Origin of the sequence: Lysinibacillus sp. NPDC092081 (assembly GCF_044755845.1) — a bacterium.
Lineage (GTDB): Bacteria > Bacillota > Bacilli > Bacillales_A > Planococcaceae > Lysinibacillus.
This window is the reverse complement of record NZ_JBIVRU010000009.1, coordinates 44,743-67,946: the sequence shown is the minus strand read 5'-3', so window position 1 is coordinate 67,946 and position 23,204 is coordinate 44,743. Positions and strand designations below refer to the sequence as shown.

Sequence of the window (23,204 nt, the reverse complement as noted above, 5' to 3'; positions counted from 1 at the left end):
AACTTTTGCTACAAAAGGTTCGCTGACAGTTATGTCGACGGACCTTTTTTTGATACAATATAGGATAGAAAGGAGTGTTGGTATGGAGAAGCATCGAATATTTATTGTCGAAGATGATGTAAAGATTGCGTCATTGCTCGCAGAAACGCTTAGAAAATATCAATACGAAGTTGAAACGATCAAAGAATTTGATCATCTCATTGAAGAATTTACAGCATTTAATCCGCATATGGTGTTGCTTGATATAAATTTACCTTCGTACGATGGCTACTATTGGTGTCGCCAACTACGTCAACATACAACTTGTCCAATTATTTTCATTTCCGCTCGCTCTGGGGAAATGGATCAAATTTTTGCACTAGAAAATGGGGGCGACGATTTTATTACGAAGCCATTTAATTACGAGATTGTACTGGCTAAAATCCGTAGTCACTTGCGTCGTACATATGGCGAATATGCAACAAGACAAGAGGAACGGACAATTAAACAAGGACAGCTTATTCTTCATTTAGAAAGAATGGAGCTTCATAAAAATAATTTAGAGATTCCACTTCAGAAAAAAGAATGTATCATTTTAGAACTGTTGATGGGAAGTGCTCCTAAAGTTGTGACACGTGAGCAATTGTTAGAAGAGCTTTGGGACGATCAGGCATTTGTCGATGAGAATACGTTGAACGTCAATATGACACGAGTGCGGAAAAAGCTAGCTGATTATCATATTACGTCTTCTATAGAAACGGTACGCGGAGCAGGCTATCGCTTTATTTTAAGTGCAGGTGAGTTATAGTGGGCTGGAAATTATTTTTGCGTGATTACGCATCGTTCATTGTATTCCAGTTCTTATTAGTTGGCTTCATCATGGTCTTATATTGGTTGGACGGTTTTCGAAATGTTGATACTGCTATTTATTCCTTCTGTATTAGTCTAGTGTTGTTAGCCTCATTTTTACTTATCCGTTATTTAATGCGTCAACGTTATTTATTAAAAATATCGCAGCTTCCTAAAAATATGGAGGATGTGTTGCAAAAAAATGCTAAAACACCTGAGGCGATACAGGCAGAGAAATATATGCATGAACTATATCGACTATATAAGCATGAGCTTCAATCATTATATGCAGGCCAAAAACGACATGATCAGTTTATTAATCAATGGGTGCATCAGATGAAAACACCAATTTCTGTTATTGAACTCTTATTACAGGATGAGCGTCCTCTCGATAAAAAGAATGTACAAGAGGAAATTGATCGCTTGCGGAGAGGCTTGGATATGGTATTGGTGAATGCTCGATTAGAAAATTTTGAAGAGGATATGCAAGTAGAACAGGTTGCTTTAAAAACGATTGTGACTGCAACTGTTAATGAAAATAAACGTTTATTTATTACGAAACGTGTTTTCCCAGAAATCCATATTGAGGATGACATCATCGTAGCAAGTGATTCAAAATGGCTTCGCTTTATTATCGGGCAATTCGTAACGAATGCGGTTAAATATACGTTTGAGGCAAACAAAAAAATAATCATTTCCGCCATTAAAAAGAATGACTACGTACAATTAGCCATTTGTGATGAAGGGATTGGTATTCCGACTTCCGATCTTTCTCGTGTCACTAAAGCCTTTTTTACTGGTGAGAATGGGCGTAAAACTGGGGAATCCACAGGGATGGGCTTATATTTAGCGAAAGAAATCTGTGGAAAGCTCGGTCACGAATTAATCATTACATCAGAGGTTGGAAAAGGAACTGTTGTTACAGTGACATTTACGAATTAGGGGGATCGGAAATGACAGAAGTACGCTTGGATGAATGGGTTTTACATGTAGAGACAAAAAAAACAGAGGCATTATACGAGTCGCATAACGATGTTTGTGATTGTTTATCCTGCAAAAATTTTCGTAAGGCTAGTCTTTTGCTGAATGAAGAAGTAATGCATTTTTCGAATAAGCTTGGGCTAGACTTACATAAACCAACTTTACTTAACGCTTTTCCTGTAGAAGGTGAACAGGTGATGTATAGTGGGCATTATACGATTTTTGGAGAAATCATTGAAGGTGAAATGGATGCTTGGGATGTAATTGTTGGTTCGCATTGCTTTAGTCTAGTGGAGGAGGATGGTAATCAGTCAGCTGAATCATTAATAGAGCCTCATTTTCAAATTGGCTTTGAGGTAGTATTGCAGTGGCTTTTGCCAGAATCCATGGAATTAATCAAGAAATAAGGTGAACAAGGTATGCCTATTTTACAAATAAAAGACGTGACGAAGGTGTATGAAGGCAAAGTAACTCATCGTGCGCTAAATCAATTAAGCTTTGACGTGGAGGAAGGTGAGTTTTTAGCAGTCATGGGTCCATCAGGCAGTGGAAAAACAACATTATTGAATATCATTTCTACGATTGATGAACCTACGAGTGGAGAAATCATTTTAGATGACATGAATCCACATATGCTGAAAGCAACTGAGCTAGCCTACTTTAGAAGAAGACAGCTTGGTTTTGTTTTTCAGGATTTTAATCTTTTGCATATGCTGACAGTGGAAGAGAATATTGTGCTGCCACTTACATTAGACCAACAGCCATTAGAAGTAATGGAGGAGCGTCTTGCAAGTATTGTGGAAAAGCTCGATTTAACCTCATTCTTGCATAAACGTCCAAATGAAATATCAGGTGGACAAGCACAAAGAACAGCCATTGGTCGGGCACTCATTCATAATCCAAGTCTCATTTTAGCAGATGAGCCGACAGGAAATTTGGATTCGAATTCTTCGCGTGATGTACTTGAACTTTTAACGAAAATCAATCAGGAAAAACGAACAACGATTGTAATGGTAACACATGATCCAATTGCAGCTAGCTACTGTGATCGCGTGTTATTTATTAAAGATGGGGAATTTTTCAATGAAATTTACAAAGATGACCGTCGCCAAATGTTTTTCCAGCGAATATTAAATGTTTTGAGCTTACTAGGAGGAGGACAAGTAGGTGACCTTTCGACAATTCGCTTACCGTAATGTCGTACGGAACAGCCGTATATACGGTGCCTTTTTCATGGCAAGCTTTTTTTCTGTGGCTGTGTTTTTTATCTATTCAATGCTCATGTTTCATCCGGATATAGAACAAGGGATTTTAGGAGAGGCTTCGTTAATTGGGATGGTTGGTGCGGAAATCGTACTCGTCCTTTTTACATTATTCTTTTTATATTATTCGATGAGTGCTTTTTTAGAGGCAAGATCACATGAGTTTGCAATTTTATTACATTTAGGAATGGAAAAACGCCAGATGAATAAGCTTGTCTTTTTGGAGACAATGATTATTGGAGCGGGCTCTATTTTTGTTGGGATTATATTTGGTTTCTCATTTTCGAAATTCTTTTTCATGATTGTTCGAGAAATTTTACATTTAGATAGTTTACCTTTATATGTTTCATGGCAGCCATTTCTACTAACGATTGGTGTATTCACAAGTGCTTTTGTGGTCATTTCCTTTATTAGTGTATATTTTACACGTGAAAGAAAATTGCGCGATCTCCTTAAGGGAAATGGCTATTTAAATAGTGTTTCAACTTTTTCTAAAGTTCGTGCAGTATTTGGTATTACCCTTATTTTTTCAGCATACGTACTAGCAATTATCGTATCGAATACATCTTGGATTGGTTTAACATTATTAATCCCGTTTTTTGCGACCTTTGGGACATATTATTTTTTCAGCGATTCTTTACCGTGCTTTTTAGATAAAGCACGGGGAAAACGTAAATTTCATTGGCAACGCTATCGCCTTCTTTCGTTAGCCGAGCAAACTCATATTATGATGGACAATGTGAAAATGTTTTTTGTAGTAACGATGGTATCAACAATGGCATTTTTATCGGTCGGTGTATTAGCGACGATGTCTTCCTACACAATACAATATGATCGTTTAAATCCACTAGGACTTGTCTATAAGGGCGATTTCGACAATCCATATGAGCGAAATCATATAGCCTCTTTACGGATTCAATTAGAGGAGAAGGGTTTGTCCTATCATTTATCGCGCTTTGTTGTCATCAAGCAAACATCTTCATATACTCACAATGAGGTTGAGGTTTTTAGGGAATCAGATATGAATGTATTGCTTTCTTCCTATAGTTACCCGTTACTTGATTTGGCTTCAGGAGAGGCAGTGTTTATACCATACTCGGAAGATTCTCTAAAAAAACTAAAAAATAAAGTTGTGCATACAGTATTAGAGGAAAACTCTATCCCGATAACAATTGATAGCGTATATCCTAAAATAGTATTCCCAGGGTCTATTGTTAGTGTGAATTCTATAGTGATAAGCGATGAGGATTTTGTAAAGCTTAGAAAGCCGATTAGCGATAAAAACGTTGTGCAGCCAATCTATCATTTATTTACCTTTTATATCCCTCAGTGGATGGAAGCGAAAGATATTGGCAAGGACATAGACGAGTTAGCAGCAACTCAATATTTTTATAACAAGGATAGATTTAGCCCATTTTACTTTGAAAATGCAGGATTAAATTATTCTTATATATTAGCTACTTACTCATTATTCACATTAGTGGGGGTCTTAGTAGCAACGGTATTTTTATTAGCAGCAGGTAGCTTTGTTTACTTTAAACTGCATACTTCTCTTGAAAGAGAAAAGCGTAAATTCGATGTCTTAAAGCGAATGGGCTTAACAGATACAGAGCTCAAAAAGCTTGTGAATCGTCATTTATTCCCACAATTTTTCTTGCCATGGGGTGTTGCTATGATGCATAGCGCCTTCGCTTTTCTTATGGTTCAAGGTATCTTGAAGGATATTGCTAATATTTCCATTGTCAAAGAAGTTGTCTTTGCTTTTGGATTTTTTGTTTTAATACAAGTAGTCTATTTTTATTTGATTCGTTGGCGATACATCTCGCATATTCGTTCGTAATAAAGTTGTCTGAGAGAGAAAAAAATGAATTATTTGACGTAATTTACGACATGAAATAAAAAGTTTCGTTGTCTTTTAGATATATTTCTTATATAATATTACTGAATAACGATTCATTTTATCTCCGTTCAGTAGAAGACTCCTACCTCTGAGGTAGTGAGATGGATTCGGGTGTGATTCCTTTTTAAGGGATGTCCAAACATCTACTGAATGAAGATAAAGCCTCCGGCGGATGTCACGGATTTTCAAAGGAATGAATTGTGCCTGCACAATTCAAAATCCGGACTCAATTACGCCAAGGCGAAATTGATACGATAAGGGGATGGTGTAATTGAATTTAGTTTCAAGTGTTCGTCAACAAGCATTAGAGCAACCAGATAAAATCGCGTATCATTTTATGGGGAAAGATACGACGTACGGTGAGTTTGAACACACGGTGGGTCGCTTTGCAAAGGGGTTAGAAGATTTAGGGGTAGAAAAAGGGGACCATGTGGCGTTTTTACTCGGCAATACACCACATTATTTAATTGCGTTATATGCAACAATGCGTTTAGGGGCAACGGCAATTCCGATTAATCCAATCTATACACCGGATGAAATTTCGTATATTTTGCATAATGGTGATGTAAAAGTTGTTATTGCACTGGATGCACTTCTACCATTAGTAGAAATGGGTGTACATGCTTTTCCAAAAGTAAAAACATTTGTTGTTTGTGAAACAACAGCAGATGTTGCTGAAAAAGTAACGACTTTATCCGAAGAGGCAAAGGCAAAAATACATTTATTTTCACAAGTAATTGCTAGTGCATCGGACTCTTGCCAACCAGTAGAAGTATCTGACGATGATAATGCAATTATTTTATATACTTCAGGAACGACAGGTACTCCAAAGGGTGCAATGCTGACTCATAAAAATATCTATTCAAATGCACGAGATGTAGCACATTATTTAGGCTATCAAGCAGATGATCGTATTATTGCTACGTTACCAGTTTTCCATGTATTTGCGTTAACTGTCGTTGTCAATGCACCTTTATTGAGTGGAGCAACGGTTTTACTTGAACCACGTTTTAGTCCAACTGAAATCTTTAAATTAACGAAGGAACAAAAAGCAACAGTCTTCGCTGGTGTGCCAACTATGTATAACTTCTTGTATCAATTACCTGAAAGCAACCCTGAAGATTTCTCAACAATACGCTTAGCGATTTCAGGTGGTGCGTCTTTACCTGTAGCACTATTACATAATTTCGAGAAGAAATTTAATGTGCGTGTTTCAGAGGGCTTTGGCTTATCGGAAGCTTCACCAGTAACGTGCTTCAACCCGTTGGATCGTGAGCGTAAGGCAGGTTCTATTGGGACATCCATTTCCAATGTTGAAAATAAGGTGGTGGATGTTAATGGTCAAGAAGTGCCCGTTGGCGAAGTAGGGGAGCTGATTGTACGAGGTCCAAACGTTATGAAGGGCTATTATAAATTACCTGAAGAAACAGCGATGGCTATACGTGATGGCTGGTTATACACAGGGGACTTAGCAAAAGTGGACGAAGAAGGGTACTTTTACATCGTTGATCGTAAAAAAGATATGATTATTGTAGGTGGATTTAACGTCTATCCAAGAGAGGTTGAAGAAGTACTCTTTGCGCATAATAATATCGTTGAAGCGGCAGTTGTAGGTTACCCAGACCTTAACTTAGGTGAGGCAGTTCATGCATATGTTGTTTTAAAAGATACAGATGCAACTTCAACAGAAGACCTTCTCGCATACTGTGCAAAGCATATGGTGAAATACAAGGTTCCTAAAGTAATTGAGATTATCGATGAATTACCGAAAAATACGACAGGAAAAATTTTGCGTCGTACATTAAAAGAAAAAGTATAAGAAACAGTAGCTACTATTGAAAAATAGTAGCTTTTTTTATCCAGCATAAATGGACAGTTAGATTCACTTTTTAAGTTTAAGAGAAGCAACGTTAGGATGTTGGACACACAAACAGTTTCACGGGATGTGAGATTTTAGCTTGTGTTCCTCTAGTGAGGGACGAGGAACACCCACTGATTGAAGTTTACTTTAGGCAAATATTACAGCAATGTAAAAAAGCATGGCCACTTATTTAAATAAGTTGAGTGTGTATGTCTGTAAGTGATAAAATCAAACTTGTGAAATCTACATACTTTTTAAAGGCTTGTCATATAGTGAGGGAGAAGTAACACTATAGACAGTAAACAAAAAATGGAACCCTTTGGTGGTTAGCTACGTCAAAGCCTTTAGAAAATTCAATTGAAAGTGAGCATACGGAAAAATGATAGAACTCATCAAGGAGTTAATAAATTTTATTATGCATATTGATGTGCATTTAGAGGAGATTATTCATAAATTTGGTAATTTGAGTTATCTCGTTTTATTTGCAATTGTTTTTGTTGAAACAGGTGTCGTAATTTTCCCATTTCTACCAGGTGATTCATTGCTTTTTGCAAGTGGTACATTAGCAGCAGCAATGGGCGCATTTAATATGTGGATATTAATTCCCGTGTTTTTAGCGGCTGCAATTTTAGGGGATACGATGAACTATCATATTGGTCATAAAGTAGGGACATCCATTCCACCAAAGAGCTTCCTTGGTAGAGTCGTTAAAAAAGAGCGTATGGAAGCAGCAGAAAAGTTCTTTAATAAACACGGTGGAAAAACGATTGTCATCGCACGTTTTATGCCTTTCATCCGTACATTCATACCATTTGTTGCAGGGGCTAGTAAAATGAAGTATGGCTACTTCATTATGTATAATGTTGTAGGTGCAGTTTTATGGGTACTCAGCTGCACATTACTAGGCTATTTCTTTGGTAATATTCCTATTATTAAAAATAACTTCTCAACGGTTCTTATATTAATTATCTTGATTTCAGTTGTACCAGCTGTTATTGGTGCTATTAAATCAAAAACAAGTAGAAAATAAAACAAGGACAGTCTAAATGTGATAAAAAATCACTTAGGACTGTCCTTGTTTTTTTGCTCCAGGTCTCATCTGTGACACTAATCCCCGGAGAGTCACTCAGCCTCTACACCAATCAACTTATTAGCATATGCTTTATGAAGGTCATTCCTGATTAATGGTAATAAACTATTTTTTACTACTCTATATATTGAACAAGACCTTGGGAATCTTCCAGAGCCGTACTTCGTGGTATATCGATAACTATGACATTTGAATAAGAATAGTCCATTGCATATGGTTCACGTTCTATCCCACGGTTCATATCTAAAATACCTAATGTTGCTTTTATACGATAATAATTTATTTGTTGTTTAGAAAGAGATTCAATAAATAATTGGTTTTGTGACACGTATACGTTAGGTAACGGCACTTCGTTTGAAAGATCAATACCATCTATAATAAAAGGAAATTGATAATAGGTAACAAAAGCTTTCCCCGATTCAATATTATCATTATAACGTTGTCGAATCTTCAAGCTTAAATTATCATCATTTGTAAGAACAGGTAATGTATTTCCTTCAAAGTTAATTTCCCATGTTTTCTTTTTGTAGTCCTCAGCTAAATAAGAAGAATTGTATTCTTGATCATACTTTTGATTTTGATCTAACTTTTTCTCAATTTGTTTAATTTCAGAAGAAGAAAGTACTGGTATTTTTGATTCTGAAAAAAAGCTAATATAAAGAAAAGCAGTAAGACCAAGTACGATGTAACTAGTAATGCCAATCATAATACGCTTAGATGTCCAAATATTTTTAGTTTTTTTACCTAATTTATTTAGTAGTAGAAAAACAGCAACTACGAATAGTAGAGGAATAAAAACTAATAATGTAGTCCCCATCATTTGCGAGTCACCTCCGATTTATCAGCAATCCAAATAGTGAGGCTAAAGCATAGTAGAGCCATAAGCAAATAAAGAACACTAATCATAAGATTGGATAACATTATGAATGGCCTAAGATTTATAGACTCTGGTGACATAAAAAATAGTATTAAGCCAAGCAGCATAAACATAAATACAAATATTTTTATAACTACTGGCCCTTTGAAGCTGGCGCCTAATAGTAAGCCGATTGCGCCAAATAAACAGAGGCTACTGAAACATAATAGTAATATTGATGGTGAAATAAATAGATCTTCTATTATAAAGGATTTTTTCTCCACTAAAAAAATTCCGAATACTTGTAAATAGTAAGTAGAAATCATAATGATGACCGCAATAAAACTGTAAAGAATCATGACAAATATATTTGCAATGGCGCTAGATGTCCGACTAGAAATAACGGATAAATCATCAATACGATACGCTTTTGTTGAAAAGAGAAGTGCTACAATAAATGCCCAAATTGCTGTAACAATAAGAAACATATCGAGTGAGTAAATAGAGAACTGAACATTTAAACCTCCCCGCCCACTCCCAGAAGACCCACTCCCTGAGCTAGATGTTAAAATTCCAAAAATGATTTGTACAATAACTAAGGAACTAAGGGCAGAAATATATAATTTTGCTTTCCATTTCACCTGTTTTATTACAATTGCTTTCAGTGAAATATTAGTCAAAGATTGCATCAATATCACTTCCTTTTTTACTTGTTAAATACTTGCAGACTTCACTTGCGGTAAGGGATGATACCGTGATGCCTTTTGCTCGAAGTATTTCTTCTGAGACGAATAGTTGACTAGCATCTATTATTGCTGAGGTCACTCCTGCCATAATCTTTTGAGCGTATACTTCCGTCTCAGAGAGCAGATCCGCAAGTGCATCACTTGGTCCACTAAGTGATATGAGCTGTTCCTTAAATTCATCTAATGGCGCGTGGGCAATGACAGAGCCTTCATCTATCAATAATATTTCTTCTAAAATAGATTCCATCTCTTGCAAATGGTGACTAGTAATTAAAAAAGTTCGTGGAAAGGCTAGGTATTCCTTTAAAATAGCTCTGTAAAAATCTGTACGAATCACTTCGTCCATGCCATTCATCGGTTCGTCTAAAATCGTTAGTGCACAGCGGCTTACTAATCCGTAAACAAGATTAAAGGTTGCTAATTGACCCTTAGATAGTTGCTGATGCTTTGCTGTCAGATCTATACCTGCATAATCGAGCATGCGATAAGCTAACTCATTTTGCCAATTAGGATAAAAATCGGCCCCCATCTTTAGAATATCTTCGAGCGACAAGTAATCAGAGAAACTTAATCGATCATCGATAAAAATCATATTGGCAGCAGTTTGAATATTATTAAAGGGATTTTCATTAAACACTATGCATGACCCTGTTGTAGGCTTTATATAGCCTGCAAAAATATTAAGTAATGTCGACTTACCAGCACCATTGCGACCAATAATGCCGATAATTTTCTCTGCATCAATAGCGCAGGTTACGTTCTGTAGTGCATGACGACGTCCAAAACTTTTAGATAACTCCTCACATTGAATAATATTCATTCCAATCCCTCCTGTGTTTTTCGAATAAGCACTAGCAATTCTTCATCAGATACAAGTAAACGTTTTGCTTCTAATACGATTTCTTGTGCCATTTTCGTCAATATTTCGTTTCGACGTTTCATTAAAATTCGTTCTTTTGCATCCGTAGCGACAAACATACCTAACCCCCGTTTTTTATATAAAAGTTGCTCTTCAAGTAAAATTGTCAGCCCTTTACCAGCTGTAGCAGGATTTATATTGAATAATTCAGCTAGTTGGTATTGTGAATAGACCTTCTCGTCAGCCTGTAATCGATCAGCAATGATTTCGTGCTGTAGCCATTCAGCAATTTGAATATAAATCGGTGTTGTACCATCTAGATGAACGTGCATCGAAAAACCTCCTTTCATTCCTACGTAATACAGTACATTAGTGTTGTAATGTACTATAAATCAAAATTTGGTAAATGTCTATATGAAATGGAATTTTTGACAATGTTAGAAGGCTTTTAGACAGTTACTTGAATGATAAGCAGAGAGTAATGAAAGATGCTATAATAATAATTACTAGAATATGGAGAAATGGGGGAGGCGACGAAATGGAAGTATTTATCGGCAGACAGCCTATTTTTAACCTTCATGAACAAGTCGTTGCGTATGAATTATTATATCGTAGCAAAAATGTGAATGCTTTTCCGATGGTCGATTCAGATGCTGCAACAATCGATGTACTAGTAAACTCATTTCTTTCAATTGGTATTGAAGAGGTAACAAAAGGTAAACCTAGTTTTGTTAATTTTACTGAAAACTTACTTATGAGTCCCTTAAATGAATATTTAAATCCATCGCAAGTTGTTATTGAGATTTTAGAGGATGTTCCTATTACAACTCAGTTAGTAGAGAGAGTGATTGAGCTGAAATCATATGGGTTTAAAATTGCATTAGATGATTTTATTTTGGATGATAAGGTACAAGTTTATGATGAGTTATTTCCTTATATCGATTATATAAAAGTTGACTTTTTATTGTCACCATTACTAGAGCGAATGGAAATTGAAAATAAAGTGAAAGAAAATTTCCCTCACATAAAATTACTAGCTGAGAAGGTCGAGACACGAAATCAATTTGAAGTGGCAAAGCATTCTGGCTATGAATTATTTCAAGGCTATTTTTTTGAACAACCTCAAATCATTGTAGCAACCGATATACCTGCAAATACTATTCAATATTTATATATTATTACGCTATTAAAAGAAGAGGAACCGAATGTACAGTTATTAGCTGATAATATTGAGAGTGATATCTCATTAACGTATAAATTATTGCAAATGATTAATAATTCAGAGATGCGTTCTAAATCTAAGGTTCGTTCGATAAAACAAGCGATTATACTACTCGGTGTTCCAAATTTACGAAAGTGGATTTATTTATTGGCGATGCGAGAAATAGATATGAATGCTGATAATGATCTTTTTATAGAAGTCATGCGTACATCATTATTTAGAGCAAAAGTATGTGAGAAACTAGCCAAACTTTCCTATAAGAAAAACTTCTCTGAATATTTTTTAGTTGGGATGTTTTCGTTGATAGACACTTTGTTGCAAAGACCGCTGACTGTTATTTTACAGCAGCTGCCTTTTTCAGAAGAAATAATAGAAACGATTTTAGGTAATCAAACTGAAATGACACCTTATCTGGAATTCAGTATTGCGTTAGGTAAGCTAGATTGGTCTACTTTAGAAAATTTAGCTCCTCAGCTCAATATGAATTTCACCAATATTGATCTTTTATACAATGAAGCAATGGAGTGGGCAGAAAAATCTTTATAAAAACAAAGATTAATTCGAAAATCTGTTCTTGTAAAAAAAGGTCCTGTAGTGGAATTTGCAGTTAAGTATATACTTTAGTGAAAAGTAAAAAATAAGTTATCTTAAAATTCTTTTTAAGGTAGCTTATTTTTTATATTTTTTTAACTAATAAGCTTGCCATTTATATAGTCGGAATGGAAATCAACCCTACGTTATGGTGATGAACCAAATCATAAAAATACATATTCCCTTCATCAAGACGAAGTTCTCAATGCGAAAACTATTTGCTATAATCATCTCGTCTTTAAAAAATTCTGATAGTTGAAGTGGGCGTGGGGGAAATGAATCAAATTCATGATGTAAGGGGAAGCGTTTTGGAGTATGTGTACGTTATAGTTGGAGCTGCAATTATTGCTACTGGCTTCAATGTATTTTTACTACCAAATCAAGTAGCTTCTGGCGGAGTAAGCGGGATTAGTACTATTTTATACGGTTTATTTGGTTGGAATCCTGGTTTTGTACAATATGCATTCAATATTCCATTATTTATAGCAGGTGTATTATTTCTTGGGAAAAAATTTGGAATCAAATCGTTTATTGGAACAATAACATTACCGTTTATTGTATTACTAACGAACAGTTGGGGGCCTTGGACAGATAATCCTTTACTCGGTGCGCTTTTTGGGGGAATTGTTGTCGGTTTAGGAATAGGACTTGTCTTTAAGGGGAATGCTTCTACTGGTGGCACTGATTTACTGGCGCAAATAATTACAAAGTATACTGGAATATCGCTGGGTACAAGCGTACTTTTAATTGATGGGATTATCGCAATTAGTGCAGCAATTGTTTTTGACTTGGAGAAAGGTTTGTATGCCCTGATTGGTCTTTATGTCACTACAAAAACGATTGATATTATTCAACTCGGCTTTAGTCAGTCTAAAATGGTTTACATTATTACGATGAAACAAGATGAAGTACGTGATGCCATTTATGCCAAGATCAATCGAGGAGTAACAAAGTTGCCTGCTATAGGTGGCTATACAGAGGAAGCACGACCAGTACTGATGGTTGTTGTTTACCAAACAGAGTTCACAAAGCTGAAACAACTCATTAAAAGCGTTGACCCATCAGCGTTTGTTATCGTTTCTAATGCTTATGAGGTGTTAGGAGAAGGTTTCAAACGTGCATAATTTTGGTATAATGTCGGGGAAAGATACTTATTTACTTTGAGGAGGGGCCCTAATGAAAAAGGCAATGTTAACATTAGCGATTGGTTCAGCAATCTTCTTAGCTGCTTGTGGCGGAGGTAAAACAACTTCAACTGAAGGTACAAAAACTGCTGCTCCAAATGGCGAAACAATTGCTATGAAATCTTGTATTACTTGCCATGGCGGCGAGCTACAAGGCCAAGGAAATGCACCAAAAATTAGCGATGTAGGCTCACGTTTAACAGAAAAAGAAATTTTAAATGTTATTGAAAATGGTAAAGGTTCAATGCCTCCTGGTATTGTCAAAGGTGCAGATGCAGAAGCAGTTGCCAAATGGTTAGCTACTCAAAAATAAAGCGATAATGAAACTAGCGGGCTGGAGAACCGCTAGTTTTTTATGTTTTGTAGAATTTTTAGTCAGGGCAGACAGAGTGTAAATACATTTCTTTTATACATAGACATGCTAAAATAAGGTGAAACTGCAATCATTATGCTGATTGCTAGTTAACGCAGGACAAAACATATTCAATTCCTTTGAATGGAGGCTACTAAACATTGGTCGTAGTATTAACAAGAGACGTTATGGAGAAATTTAAGTTAGAACTATTAGCTGGTGAGGAAGGAATAGGAAGAACGATTGTTACTAGTGATATTTCAAGACCAGGGCTCGAGATGGCGGGGTATTTTACGCATTATCCTGCAAATCGAGTACAATTGCTAGGAAAAACAGAACTTTCTTTTTTTGAAATGCTGCCTGCAGATGTGAAACTGGAGCGCATGCGTCTTCTATGTTCGCAGGATACACCAGCTATTATTACTTCTCGTGATTTAGAGGTACCTAAGGAACTTATTCAAGCGTCCAATGAAAAACATGTACCTGTATTTAAAACACATATGACAACAACGAAATTTTCGAGTAGGCTAACAAACTATTTAGAAGGTCGCTTAGCACCAATGACTGCTGCTCATGGAGTTTTAGTTGATGTATACGGCATCGGTGTGCTAATTATCGGAAAAAGTGGTGTAGGGAAAAGTGAAACAGCACTTGAGCTTGTCAAGAAGGGGCACCGTTTAGTGGCTGATGATTGTGTGGAGATCCGTCAGGAATCAGAGAATTTTTTAATTGGGAGTCCACCTCCTCTTTTAGAACATTTACTCGAAATTCGAGGCATTGGTATTATCGATATTATGACACTCTTTGGAGCAAGTGCGGTACGACCGTACAAACGTATCACATTAGTCATCGAATTAGAAATATGGGATCCAGAAAAAGTATATGATCGTCTAGGTTTAGAGGAAGAGAAAATGAAAATCATTGATACGGAATTAACAAAGTTAACGATTCCTGTAAGACCTGGACGTAACGTGTCTGTTATTATTGAAGTAGCAGCAATGAATTATCGTTTGAAAAAGATGGGTGTTAATGCAGCCGAGGAGTTTTCTAGACGATTAGATGAGGTAATCTCATCGACAGATGAGTTGGACGACTAATCGTTTTTAATTAGGATTCATTTGCAAATGCAATGAATTGATTTTGAGAGGAGCATAAGATGGACTTACTATTATTACAAATTAATCCGATTGCTTTCCATTTAGGACCTATCCCTGTTCGTTGGTATGGGTTACTAATCGTATCGGGTATTATTTTAGCTTATCTTGTAGGACAAAGAGAGGCTGTTAAGAGAGGCTTACCCGAGGATTTTCTTGCGGATTTATTACTATGGGCTGTTCCTATATCCATAATATGTGCACGTATTTACTATGTTACGATGCGCTGGGATTATTATAGTGAAAACCCTGGGAAGATTATCGAAATTTGGAATGGTGGTATCGCTATTCACGGTGCTCTTATTGGTGCATTTTTGACAGCTTACATATTCACTCGTAGAAGAAATATTAGCTTTTTACGAGTAGCGGATATTGCGGCACCGAGTATTTTAATTGGACAAATAATTGGCCGATGGGGCAATTTTATGAACCAGGAAGCTTATGGTGGTCCAGTATCACGTGGATTTTTAGAACATCTAATGCTGCCGGATTGGATTATTAATCAGATGTATGTCGAAGAATTAGGGACATATGTACATCCTACTTTTTTATATGAATCCGTCTGGAACTTTATTGGGCTAATTATTTTATTAGTTTTACGCAAAGTAAATTTAAACCGTGGTGAAATATTCTTCGGCTATTTAATTTGGTATTCAATCGGTCGCTTCTATATAGAAGGCATGCGTACAGATAGCCTATATTTAGTAGGGGATTTACGCTCAGCTCAGGTTGTTTCGATCATAGGTATTGTAGTTGGTCTAGGTGCGATTATTTACCGACGTATAAAAGTAAAACCCGCAGTAAAGTATTTAGATAATAAATAAGGGGTGCAAAGCATGGCTGTAAAGGCATTATTATTTGATTTTGATGGTACATTACTCAATACAAATGATTTAATCATTCAAACATTTATGCATGTTTTAAACGAACGATTTCCCGGGCAATATTCGCCAAAAGATTGCCTGAAATTCCTTGGGCCGTCCTTAAAACAGACATTTACTGACATTGCTCCTGGTGAAGAGGATGCAATGGTTGCAAAATATCGTGAATACAATGAATTACATCACGATGAACTTGTCACTCAATATCCTGATGTTGTATCAACTTTAGAGCAATTAAAGGATATGGGTATCAAATTAGCGATTGTCTCTACAAAGCGTAATGGGATGATTGACCGTGGTCTATCTGTACTAGGTGCAAGTCATTTATTTGATATCCGTATTGGCACGGATGATGTGAAAAATGTAAAGCCTGATCCAGAGCCAGTTTTGCTTGCGCTTGAACGCCTTGGTGTAAACAAGGAAGACGCGATTATGATTGGTGACAATTCTCACGATATTGAGGCAGGACACAACGCTGGAGTTAGAGCAGCCGGTGTCGCATGGGCTTTTAAAGGTGAGGAATACTTACAGCAATTCAAACCGGAATATATGTTGCATCATATGACGGATTTATTTGAAATTGTGAAAGTGGGGTAAGTAAATGGCACGTAAAACAGAACGCTACCGTGTCGAAGGAGCAAACTCGCTTTGGAATATTTATGATACGGTGTCCTTTTGGAAGGTGATGAAGTGTTTCGTTGTCATTCAAATTGGACGCTTCACACCATTTTTACGTGTGAAAAACTGGTTGTATCGAACTTTATTAAAAATGGAGATTGGTGAACAAACTTCCTTAGCTTTAATGGTTATGCCAGATACGATGTTTCCGGAACGTATTCACATCGGTGACAATACGGTTATAGGCTTTAGTACGACTATTTTGGCGCACGAATATTTAATAGAGGAATATCGTCTGGGAGATGTTCATATTGGTAACGAAGTGATGGTTGGTGCCAATTCAACGATACTACCAGGTGTTACGATAGGTGACGGTGCGATTGTGTCAGCTGCAACCCTTGTCCATAAAGATGTGCCAGCTGGCTGTCTAGCAGGTGGTAATCCTATGCAAATTATTTATACAGCTGAACAAATGGCGGAGCGCAAACGCAATGAAGTAGTAGAATGGTGCACGCCTAAAAAATAATGATACCTACACTGTGCATGCTTTGCTATGCACAGTGTTTTTTTGTTGAAAACAATTGTAACAATGAAATTAAAGTATGCCTCTCCGGCAAAACGAGGGGGTCACATGATATACGTTTAACAAAATGTCACCCAACTTTTTAGTTTTATCGGAACACTTTCAGGAATTATCGCCCAACTTTTGAATTTTATCGACTAACTTTCACGTTTTATCACCCAACTTCTGAATTTTATCGACATCCACCTTCCAAAGAGCAAAAAAAGATTCACACAGTTTTTTGTCTAAAGGGTTACAAATTTTAAGGAGAGATAAGCTTGCTCTGCTGAATAAAGTTTCAATTTATCTATTTTCGAGTATAATTAACAGAATAATCAGTATTGAAATTATTCGATAATTTAGTGGAGTTGCATTGACGGAAAAGAAGAAATAAGTTAGAATTCTTTCATAATCTAATTCTCTAATACTCTAGTGAGTTAAAGTGAAACGTAAGGAAGTGTCAAAATGTCGTCGATTAAAATGTTTGAGAAACCACTTGGAATGCGCGATACATTTCCGCAAATATTTGAAAAGGTAGAGGCTGTAAGAAATACAGGGCGAGACTTTTTATGTAGAAGAGGCTATGAATTTATTAAAACGCCTGCAGTAGAGTATTTTGATACAGTCGGTAAAGCATCAGCAATAGCCGATGCGCATTTATTTAAATTAGTAGATAGCCAAGGCAACACGTTAGTACTACGACCTGATATGACAACACCGATTGCACGTGTAGCAACATCAAAATTATTAAAAGAGATGATTCCCTTACGCCTTGCTTATTTTGCTAGTGTCTTTCGCGCACAGGAAGCGGAAGGTGGGCGCCCGGCAGAATTTGATCAGATGGGAATTGAGTTAATTGGAGACAATTCTGTATATGCGGATGCTGAGGTTATTGTTACGGCAATGGAGTTATTAAAGCAATTTGGATTAGCGAAATTTAAAGTGACGATCGGCCATGCAGGTATATTAAATTGCATTTTACAAGATTATACAGAAAGCATTGAACAACAAACTATACTTCGGGTACTACTTGTGCAACGCAATTATGTAGGGTTTGAGGAAGCAGTAGAATCATTTAATTTACCTAAAGCGAAATCCGATGCATTATTGCAATTCATTGAAGAAGCTATGAATTTAAAAGAAATTCAAGAAATTGAAAAATACGTGCGGAAAAATGACGCATTAGAATATATGCAACAGCTCGCTAAGCTACTTGAAATGGCAGACTTAGCGAATTATGTAGCCTTTGATTTTACACTTTCTAGTCACATGAGCTATTACACAGGCATGTTATTTGAAGTGTTTGCAACCGGCAGTGGTTTTCCATTAGGCAATGGGGGACGTTATGACGGATTGCTGGAGGTATTTGGCTCAAAAGTAGGTGCTACAGGATTTAGTATTCGTGTTGACCGCCTATTAGAAACAATTGATGCGCAATCTGATGAACGACAAGAAGCTACAGTCGTGCTATTTGAGGAAGAACAATTTGAAGCGGCTATTGCAAAGGTACAGACGCTACGAGCAGCTGGTAAACAGGTTACCTTACAGTTAAGGAGTAGCCTTGTCGATGAAACAGCTTTTTTAGCACACTTTACAGAAATAGTTGTGGTGGGACAGGAGGACGTTGACGGTGAATGAATTAACGATTGCTATGCCAAAGGGACGCATTTTTGACGAGGCATATCAGATGCTTTTAGAAGCTGGCTTTAATTTACCAGAAGAAGTCGAAATGTCCCGTAAATTAATGCTTGAAATTCCAGAAGAGAAAATTCGCTTTATATTAGCAAAACCAATGGATGTTCCTGTTTATGTTGAGCATGGAGTAGCGGATATTGGTATTGCAGGTAAAGATGTTTTGTTAGAACAGCAACGAGAAGTACATGAATTACTGGATTTAAAAATAAGTACTTGTTATATCGCTTCAGCAGGCTTACCTAATACGACGATGAATGAAATTGCACCAAGAATAGCGACAAAATATCCTAATATTGCAATGAAATATTATAAGGGCATTGGAGAGCAGGTTGAAATTATTGAGCTAAATGGATCGATTGAATTGGCACCCATGATTGGCTTAGCAGATCGAATTGTCGATATTGTTTCAACGGGCCGGACGTTGAAAGAAAATGGCTTAGTGGAGTATGAATTTATTACAGACGTATCATCACGATTAATTGCCAACCCAGTAAGCTATCGCATGAAGAACGATCGTATTATCGATCTTGTGAAACGTTTGAAAAAATGCGTTAAATAAAAATGTCTACTGTCTGGAAGAGGCTCATTCCTAGATTTAAAGGAGATTAATCCTATGAAAATAACAAAGCTAGAAAAAGGTATTTCCTTAAAGCGACCACTTGAAGGTGGAAATGAAGAACAGTTAAAGGTTGTGCGTCAAGTAATAGCAGATGTTCGTGCACAAGGTGACGCAGCCATACGTGTTTATACAGAAAAATGGGATGGCTTTGCCCCTGATCATTTACGCGTAACGAAGGAAGAAATAGAAGAGAGTGTAAATTCGATTGATCAACAGCTTTATGCTGACTTAATAGAGGCTGCCCAAAATATTCGCTTTTATCACGAACAGCAAAAGCGTTCAGGTTATCGTTTAGAACTAAATGATGGCTCATGGCTTGGGCAACGAATTACTGCGCTTGATGCAGTAGGTCTTTATGTTCCTGGCGGTACAGCAGCATACCCATCGTCAGTCTTGATGAACGTTATTCCTGCACAAGTTGCTGGTGTTAAACGCATCGTTATTACATCTCCAGCAGGTCGTGATGGAAAATTACCTCCAGGCGTACTAGCTGCAGCCCATATTTTAGGAGTAGAAGAAATATATAAAATCGGTGGAGCTCAGGCGATTGCAGCTCTTGCATATGGCACAGAGACAATTTCTCCAGTCGATAAAATTACAGGTCCAGGAAATATTTTTGTAGCATTAGCAAAACGTGAAGTATTTGGTGAGGTAGCGATTGATATGATTGCAGGTCCAAGTGAAATTGCCGTGTTAGCAGACGACACAGCTTTTGCTGATGAAATCGCGGCTGATCTTCTATCACAGGCTGAGCATGATAAATTGGCTTGTGCCATTTTAGTAACGACTTCTGAGCAATTGGCTAAAAAAGTAGCTGATGAAGTGGAGAAGCAATTAATGACTTTACCGCGTGAAGAAGTAGCACGTGCATCTATAGAAAACTTTGGTGCCATTTATGTGGCTGACACGATGGCAGATGCTATAGATGCCATTAATTCGCTAGCACCTGAGCATTTAGAAATTGTCACAAAAAATGCTGAGGCTGTAGCTGAGCAAGTACGACATGCAGGTGGTATTTTCATCGGTCGTTATAGCTCTGAACCAGTTGGTGATTACTTTGCAGGGACAAATCATGTGCTGCCGACAAATAGCACTGCACGCTTTGCAAGTGGCTTAAACGTTGATGATTTTGTGAAAAAATCGAGCGTCGTCTTTTATAGTGAAAAAACTTGGGCAGAAAATGCACCGAAAATTGCACGTCTAGCACGTATGGAAGGCTTAGAGGGCCATGCACGTGCAGTCGAATCGCGTGGATGGGAAAAGGAGTAGTACAATGACTGAAAAAAAACGATATGCAAAAGTTGAACGTACGACAAATGAAACTCAAATTTCGGTAGCCATCGATTTAGATGGTGAAGGGAAGGCAGATATTAAAACGGGTGTTGGCTTTATGGATCACATGCTTGACCTATTTATCAAACATGGGCTTTTTGATGGGACGATACAAGCGAACGGTGATACATATATAGACGATCATCATACAACAGAAGACCTCGGAATTGTATTAGGCCAAGCTATTCGTGAAGCGCTCGGTGATAAAAAAGGAATAAAGCGTTACGGCACAGCATTTGTGCCAATGGATGATGCGCTTGCACAGGTCGTTGTGGATTGCTCGAATCGTCCGCACTTAGAATATCGAGTGCCACAGTTGAAGGAAAAGGTCGGTAGCTTCGATACTGAATTAGTACATGAATTTTTGTGGAAGTTTGCTCTTGAAGCTCGGATGAATGTCCATGTCATCGTACCTTATGGCCATAATACACATCATATTATTGAAGCTATTTTTAAAGCGTTAGCACGTGCCATTGACGCAGCAGTGGAAATTGATCCACGTGTTAAAGGTGTACCATCGACTAAGGGGCTGTTAACGTGAAAATAGGTGTTATTGATTATGGCATGGGGAATTTATTTAGTGTTGAACAGGCATTAAAACGACTTGGCTGTGAGGTTATTGTCACGGCTAACGAAAAAGTGCTAGATGCAACAGATGCACTACTGCTTCCTGGTGTTGGGGCATTTCCAGATGCTATCAAACGTTTAGCTGAAACGAATTTAGATCGATATTTACACAAGGTGAAAGCTGAAAATCGACCACTTCTCGGAATTTGCTTAGGAATGCAATTATTATTTGAGCAAAGTGAAGAAGTGTCCCCAACGAAGGGGCTAGGCTTTTTTAAAGGAAGCATTAAACGGTTTAGTGGTGACAATGCTGGGCAGAAGTATCGAGTGCCGCATATGGGATGGAATGAGCTCGTAGTGACAAAACGTCCTTCATGGTTAAAGGGTGAAGTATCGGCAAAGCATGTTTATTTTGTGCACTCATTTTATGCAACTGATATCGAAGAAACGGAGCTTGTTGCTTATGCCGATTATCATGGTATTAAGGTTCCTGGCATTGTGGCAAATGGCTCTGTTACGGGCATGCAGTTCCACCCCGAAAAGTCAGGTGAACTTGGTGTGCATTTATTAGAGCAATGGTTAAAGGGGGTGGCATCATGTTAACAAAGCGCATTATTCCATGTCTCGATGTGAAAGAGGGGCGTGTTGTAAAAGGTGTACAGTTTGTATCATTACGTGATGCGGGTGACCCAGTAGAGCTTGCCAAGTTTTATGATGAGCAAGGGGCAGATGAGCTTGTGTTTCTAGATATCTCGGCATCACATGAAGGACGTGAAACAATGGTTGATGTCGTCCGGCAAACTGCAGCTACATTAGCCATTCCGTTCACAGTAGGTGGTGGAATTCGTACATTAGATGATATGAAACGTATTTTACGAGCAGGTGCCGATAAAGTATCAGTGAATACTTCTGCTATAGAGCGACCGGAGCTCATTAAAGAAGGTTCTGACTTCTTTGGCGCACAATGTATTGTTGTAGCTATTGATGCCCGCTTTAGTGAGGAAGATGCCACATGGATGGTTTATACGCATGGAGGCCGAAACAAAACGACATGGCAGGCAACTGAGTGGGCAAAGGAAGCGGTTCGCTTAGGTGCCGGTGAAATTTTATTAACGAGTATGAATCAGGACGGTGAGAAATCCGGTTTTGATTTAGCATTAACAAAAGCTGTGAGAGAGGCTGTGATAGTTCCTGTTATTGCAAGTGGCGGTGCAGGGAATGCCGAACACTTTTACGAGGTATTAGCTGAAGATGTCGATGCAGATGCAGCACTTGCCGCATCCATCTTCCATTACAAAGAAACGAGCGTAGCACAAGTAAAAGAATACTTACGTGAAAAAGGAGTGACAGTAAGATGATAGACAGCATTAAATTTGATGAAAAAGGTCTTGTCACTGCAGTTGTACAAGATGCTAATACAAAAGAAGTACTAACGGTAGCGTATATGAATAAAGAATCACTAGAGAAAACACTTGAATCGGGAGAAACATGGTTTTTCTCACGTTCACGTCAAGAGCTCTGGCACAAAGGGGCAACAAGTGGTCATACACAAAAAGTCGTGTCTATCAAGGCTGACTGTGACGGTGACGCATTAGTTGTGGAAGTAATTCCTACTGGCCCGGCTTGTCATAATGGAACAACTTCTTGTTTCACGGAAATCATTCAGCAAAATGCCAAGGTCGGGTCTGTTGAGATTATTTCGAAACTTGTAAATGTCATTGAAAAGCGTGAACAAAAAATGCCAGAAGGGGCGTATACTACATATTTATTCGATAAAGGAATCGATAAAATTTGTAAAAAAGTTGGAGAAGAAGCAACTGAGGTTGTCATAGGTGCAAAAAATCGCGATGCAGAAGAAGTAAAATGGGAAGCTGCCGATTTAATTTATCATCTACTAGTGTTACTACAAGAACAAAAAGTTAGTGTTTATGACGTCTTACAGGTGTTAGAAAAACGTCACGAGGAGAAATGACGGCATATTGCTTATTGTATGGTATAATATAAGTTACTGTGTAAAGGAACGTGTGATACGTTCCTTATTTCT

25 protein-coding genes are annotated in these 23,204 nt (G+C 37.4%); 21 read left to right on the top strand and 4 right to left on the bottom strand.

Annotated features, from left to right (window positions below; all coding sequences use genetic code 11):
* Window positions 1-82: 82 nt before the first annotated feature.
* The 7 genes from ACIQLB_RS14485 to ACIQLB_RS14455 all read left to right on the top strand — a co-directional run bounded on the left by ACIQLB_RS14485 (window position 83) and on the right by ACIQLB_RS14455 (window position 7,862).
* The gene (locus ACIQLB_RS14485) at window positions 83-787 is read left to right on the top strand and encodes a response regulator transcription factor (protein WP_400726908.1); all 705 of its coding nucleotides are present in this window, start codon (window positions 83-85) and stop codon (window positions 785-787) included.
* Window positions 787-1,770, top strand: a complete 984-nt coding sequence (locus ACIQLB_RS14480) for a sensor histidine kinase (RefSeq protein WP_400726905.1) — start codon at window positions 787-789, stop codon at window positions 1,768-1,770. Before ACIQLB_RS14485 ends, ACIQLB_RS14480 begins: the two co-directional genes overlap by 1 nt.
* 11 nt (window positions 1,771-1,781) lie before the next feature.
* A complete protein-coding gene (locus ACIQLB_RS14475) occupies window positions 1,782-2,216 on the top strand; it encodes a hypothetical protein (protein ID WP_400726902.1) in 435 nt (144 codons plus the stop codon).
* 12 nt (window positions 2,217-2,228) lie between these two features.
* Window positions 2,229-3,005, top strand: a complete 777-nt coding sequence (locus ACIQLB_RS14470; RefSeq protein ID WP_400726899.1) for an ABC transporter ATP-binding protein — start codon at window positions 2,229-2,231, stop codon at window positions 3,003-3,005.
* Entirely contained in the window at window positions 2,977-4,911 is a 1,935-nt protein-coding gene (locus ACIQLB_RS14465) for an FtsX-like permease family protein (RefSeq protein WP_400726896.1), read from the top strand. Before ACIQLB_RS14470 ends, ACIQLB_RS14465 begins: the two co-directional genes overlap by 29 nt.
* A gap of 331 nt (window positions 4,912-5,242) precedes the next feature.
* Entirely contained in the window at window positions 5,243-6,790 is a 1,548-nt protein-coding gene (locus ACIQLB_RS14460) for a fatty acid--CoA ligase family protein (RefSeq protein ID WP_400726893.1), read from the top strand.
* A gap of 424 nt (window positions 6,791-7,214) precedes the next feature.
* The gene (locus ACIQLB_RS14455; RefSeq protein ID WP_400727105.1) at window positions 7,215-7,862 is read left to right on the top strand and encodes a VTT domain-containing protein; all 648 of its coding nucleotides are present in this window, start codon (window positions 7,215-7,217) and stop codon (window positions 7,860-7,862) included.
* 175 nt (window positions 7,863-8,037) lie between these two features.
* On the opposite strand, the gene ACIQLB_RS14450 is transcribed toward ACIQLB_RS14455, so the two are convergent.
* Genes ACIQLB_RS14450 through ACIQLB_RS14435 form a run of 4 tightly spaced genes read right to left on the bottom strand, consistent with a single transcriptional unit; the run spans window position 8,038 to window position 10,715 of the window.
* Entirely contained in the window at window positions 8,038-8,742 is a 705-nt protein-coding gene (locus tag ACIQLB_RS14450; RefSeq protein WP_400726890.1) for a hypothetical protein, read from the bottom strand.
* Window positions 8,739-9,467, bottom strand: coding sequence for a hypothetical protein (locus ACIQLB_RS14445; protein ID WP_400726887.1), 729 nt, complete (start codon window positions 9,465-9,467; stop codon window positions 8,739-8,741). The genes ACIQLB_RS14450 and ACIQLB_RS14445 overlap by 4 nt, the downstream gene beginning before the upstream one ends.
* A complete protein-coding gene (locus tag ACIQLB_RS14440) occupies window positions 9,451-10,344 on the bottom strand; it encodes an ATP-binding cassette domain-containing protein (RefSeq protein ID WP_400726884.1) in 894 nt (297 codons plus the stop codon). The genes ACIQLB_RS14445 and ACIQLB_RS14440 overlap by 17 nt, the downstream gene beginning before the upstream one ends.
* Window positions 10,341-10,715, bottom strand: coding sequence for a GntR family transcriptional regulator (locus ACIQLB_RS14435; RefSeq protein WP_370048365.1), 375 nt, complete (start codon window positions 10,713-10,715; stop codon window positions 10,341-10,343). Before ACIQLB_RS14435 ends, ACIQLB_RS14440 begins: the two co-directional genes overlap by 4 nt.
* A 206-nt stretch (window positions 10,716-10,921) precedes the next feature.
* On the opposite strand from ACIQLB_RS14435, the gene ACIQLB_RS14430 reads away from it, so the two are divergent.
* From ACIQLB_RS14430 to hisIE, 14 genes are all read left to right on the top strand, one after another.
* Complete coding sequence (locus ACIQLB_RS14430; protein WP_400726880.1) at window positions 10,922-12,151, top strand: EAL and HDOD domain-containing protein; 1,230 nt, start codon at window positions 10,922-10,924, stop codon at window positions 12,149-12,151.
* Window positions 12,152-12,471: 320 nt separating this feature from the next.
* Window positions 12,472-13,320 carry a YitT family protein gene (locus ACIQLB_RS14425; protein WP_400726877.1) on the top strand — a complete coding sequence of 283 codons (849 nt, stop codon included), beginning with the start codon at window positions 12,472-12,474 and terminating at the stop codon, window positions 13,318-13,320.
* A 52-nt stretch (window positions 13,321-13,372) separates the two neighbouring features.
* Window positions 13,373-13,693: a cytochrome c551 gene (gene cccB / locus ACIQLB_RS14420; protein ID WP_400726875.1), complete on the top strand. Its 321-nt coding sequence runs from the start codon at window positions 13,373-13,375 to the stop codon at window positions 13,691-13,693.
* Between the two features lie 200 nt (window positions 13,694-13,893).
* Window positions 13,894-14,829 (top strand): HPr(Ser) kinase/phosphatase, encoded by a 936-nt coding sequence (gene hprK, locus ACIQLB_RS14415; protein ID WP_400726872.1) that lies wholly within the window; start codon window positions 13,894-13,896, stop codon window positions 14,827-14,829.
* A gap of 59 nt (window positions 14,830-14,888) precedes the next feature.
* The gene (lgt, locus tag ACIQLB_RS14410; protein WP_400726869.1) at window positions 14,889-15,710 is read left to right on the top strand and encodes a prolipoprotein diacylglyceryl transferase; all 822 of its coding nucleotides are present in this window, start codon (window positions 14,889-14,891) and stop codon (window positions 15,708-15,710) included.
* Between the two features lie 12 nt (window positions 15,711-15,722).
* Window positions 15,723-16,364, top strand: coding sequence for a pyrophosphatase PpaX (gene ppaX / locus ACIQLB_RS14405; RefSeq protein WP_400726866.1), 642 nt, complete (start codon window positions 15,723-15,725; stop codon window positions 16,362-16,364).
* Between the two features lie 4 nt (window positions 16,365-16,368).
* Window positions 16,369-16,911 (top strand): acyltransferase, encoded by a 543-nt coding sequence (locus ACIQLB_RS14400; RefSeq protein ID WP_053593396.1) that lies wholly within the window; start codon window positions 16,369-16,371, stop codon window positions 16,909-16,911.
* Window positions 16,912-17,412: 501 nt separating this feature from the next.
* Entirely contained in the window at window positions 17,413-18,585 is a 1,173-nt protein-coding gene (locus ACIQLB_RS14395; protein ID WP_400726863.1) for an ATP phosphoribosyltransferase regulatory subunit, read from the top strand.
* Window positions 18,578-19,201, top strand: a complete 624-nt coding sequence (gene hisG / locus ACIQLB_RS14390) for an ATP phosphoribosyltransferase (RefSeq protein WP_400726860.1) — start codon at window positions 18,578-18,580, stop codon at window positions 19,199-19,201. The genes ACIQLB_RS14395 and hisG overlap by 8 nt, the downstream gene beginning before the upstream one ends.
* A gap of 54 nt (window positions 19,202-19,255) precedes the next feature.
* Entirely contained in the window at window positions 19,256-20,530 is a 1,275-nt protein-coding gene (gene hisD, locus ACIQLB_RS14385) for a histidinol dehydrogenase (RefSeq protein ID WP_400726857.1), read from the top strand.
* A 4-nt stretch (window positions 20,531-20,534) separates the two neighbouring features.
* Window positions 20,535-21,134 carry an imidazoleglycerol-phosphate dehydratase HisB gene (hisB, locus tag ACIQLB_RS14380; protein ID WP_053485806.1) on the top strand — a complete coding sequence of 200 codons (600 nt, stop codon included), beginning with the start codon at window positions 20,535-20,537 and terminating at the stop codon, window positions 21,132-21,134.
* On the top strand, window positions 21,131-21,763 hold the full coding sequence (gene hisH / locus ACIQLB_RS14375; protein WP_400726854.1) for an imidazole glycerol phosphate synthase subunit HisH: 633 nt from the start codon (window positions 21,131-21,133) through the stop codon (window positions 21,761-21,763). The genes hisB and hisH overlap by 4 nt, the downstream gene beginning before the upstream one ends.
* Complete coding sequence (gene hisF / locus ACIQLB_RS14370) at window positions 21,757-22,518, top strand: imidazole glycerol phosphate synthase subunit HisF (protein WP_400726851.1); 762 nt, start codon at window positions 21,757-21,759, stop codon at window positions 22,516-22,518. The genes hisH and hisF overlap by 7 nt, the downstream gene beginning before the upstream one ends.
* The gene (gene hisIE / locus ACIQLB_RS14365; RefSeq protein WP_400726848.1) at window positions 22,515-23,132 is read left to right on the top strand and encodes a bifunctional phosphoribosyl-AMP cyclohydrolase/phosphoribosyl-ATP diphosphatase HisIE; all 618 of its coding nucleotides are present in this window, start codon (window positions 22,515-22,517) and stop codon (window positions 23,130-23,132) included. Before hisF ends, hisIE begins: the two co-directional genes overlap by 4 nt.
* Window positions 23,133-23,204 lie beyond the last annotated feature (72 nt).

What these genes read in the sequence shown, in the direction of transcription:
- hisD (WP_400726857.1), top strand. Translation starts at nt 19,256, where the DNA reads ATGAAAATAACAAAGCTAGAAAAAGGTATTTCCTTAAAGCGACCACTT.
- lgt (WP_400726869.1), top strand. Translation starts at nt 14,889, where the DNA reads ATGGACTTACTATTATTACAAATTAATCCGATTGCTTTCCATTTAGGA.
- ACIQLB_RS14435 (WP_370048365.1), bottom strand. Translation starts at nt 10,715, where the DNA reads ATGCACGTTCATCTAGATGGTACAACACCGATTTATATTCAAATTGCT.
- ppaX (WP_400726866.1), top strand. Translation starts at nt 15,723, where the DNA reads ATGGCTGTAAAGGCATTATTATTTGATTTTGATGGTACATTACTCAAT.
- hisIE (WP_400726848.1), top strand. Translation starts at nt 22,515, where the DNA reads ATGATAGACAGCATTAAATTTGATGAAAAAGGTCTTGTCACTGCAGTT.
- hisB (WP_053485806.1), top strand. Translation starts at nt 20,535, where the DNA reads ATGACTGAAAAAAAACGATATGCAAAAGTTGAACGTACGACAAATGAA.
- ACIQLB_RS14440 (WP_400726884.1), bottom strand. Translation starts at nt 10,344, where the DNA reads ATGAATATTATTCAATGTGAGGAGTTATCTAAAAGTTTTGGACGTCGT.
- hisF (WP_400726851.1), top strand. Translation starts at nt 21,757, where the DNA reads ATGTTAACAAAGCGCATTATTCCATGTCTCGATGTGAAAGAGGGGCGT.
- cccB (WP_400726875.1), top strand. Translation starts at nt 13,373, where the DNA reads ATGAAAAAGGCAATGTTAACATTAGCGATTGGTTCAGCAATCTTCTTA.
- ACIQLB_RS14400 (WP_053593396.1), top strand. Translation starts at nt 16,369, where the DNA reads ATGGCACGTAAAACAGAACGCTACCGTGTCGAAGGAGCAAACTCGCTT.
- ACIQLB_RS14425 (WP_400726877.1), top strand. Translation starts at nt 12,472, where the DNA reads ATGAATCAAATTCATGATGTAAGGGGAAGCGTTTTGGAGTATGTGTAC.
- ACIQLB_RS14485 (WP_400726908.1), top strand. Translation starts at nt 83, where the DNA reads ATGGAGAAGCATCGAATATTTATTGTCGAAGATGATGTAAAGATTGCG.
- ACIQLB_RS14470 (WP_400726899.1), top strand. Translation starts at nt 2,229, where the DNA reads ATGCCTATTTTACAAATAAAAGACGTGACGAAGGTGTATGAAGGCAAA.
- ACIQLB_RS14395 (WP_400726863.1), top strand. Translation starts at nt 17,413, where the DNA reads ATGTCGTCGATTAAAATGTTTGAGAAACCACTTGGAATGCGCGATACA.
- ACIQLB_RS14430 (WP_400726880.1), top strand. Translation starts at nt 10,922, where the DNA reads ATGGAAGTATTTATCGGCAGACAGCCTATTTTTAACCTTCATGAACAA.
- ACIQLB_RS14445 (WP_400726887.1), bottom strand. Translation starts at nt 9,467, where the DNA reads ATGCAATCTTTGACTAATATTTCACTGAAAGCAATTGTAATAAAACAG.
- ACIQLB_RS14450 (WP_400726890.1), bottom strand. Translation starts at nt 8,742, where the DNA reads ATGATGGGGACTACATTATTAGTTTTTATTCCTCTACTATTCGTAGTT.
- ACIQLB_RS14475 (WP_400726902.1), top strand. Translation starts at nt 1,782, where the DNA reads ATGACAGAAGTACGCTTGGATGAATGGGTTTTACATGTAGAGACAAAA.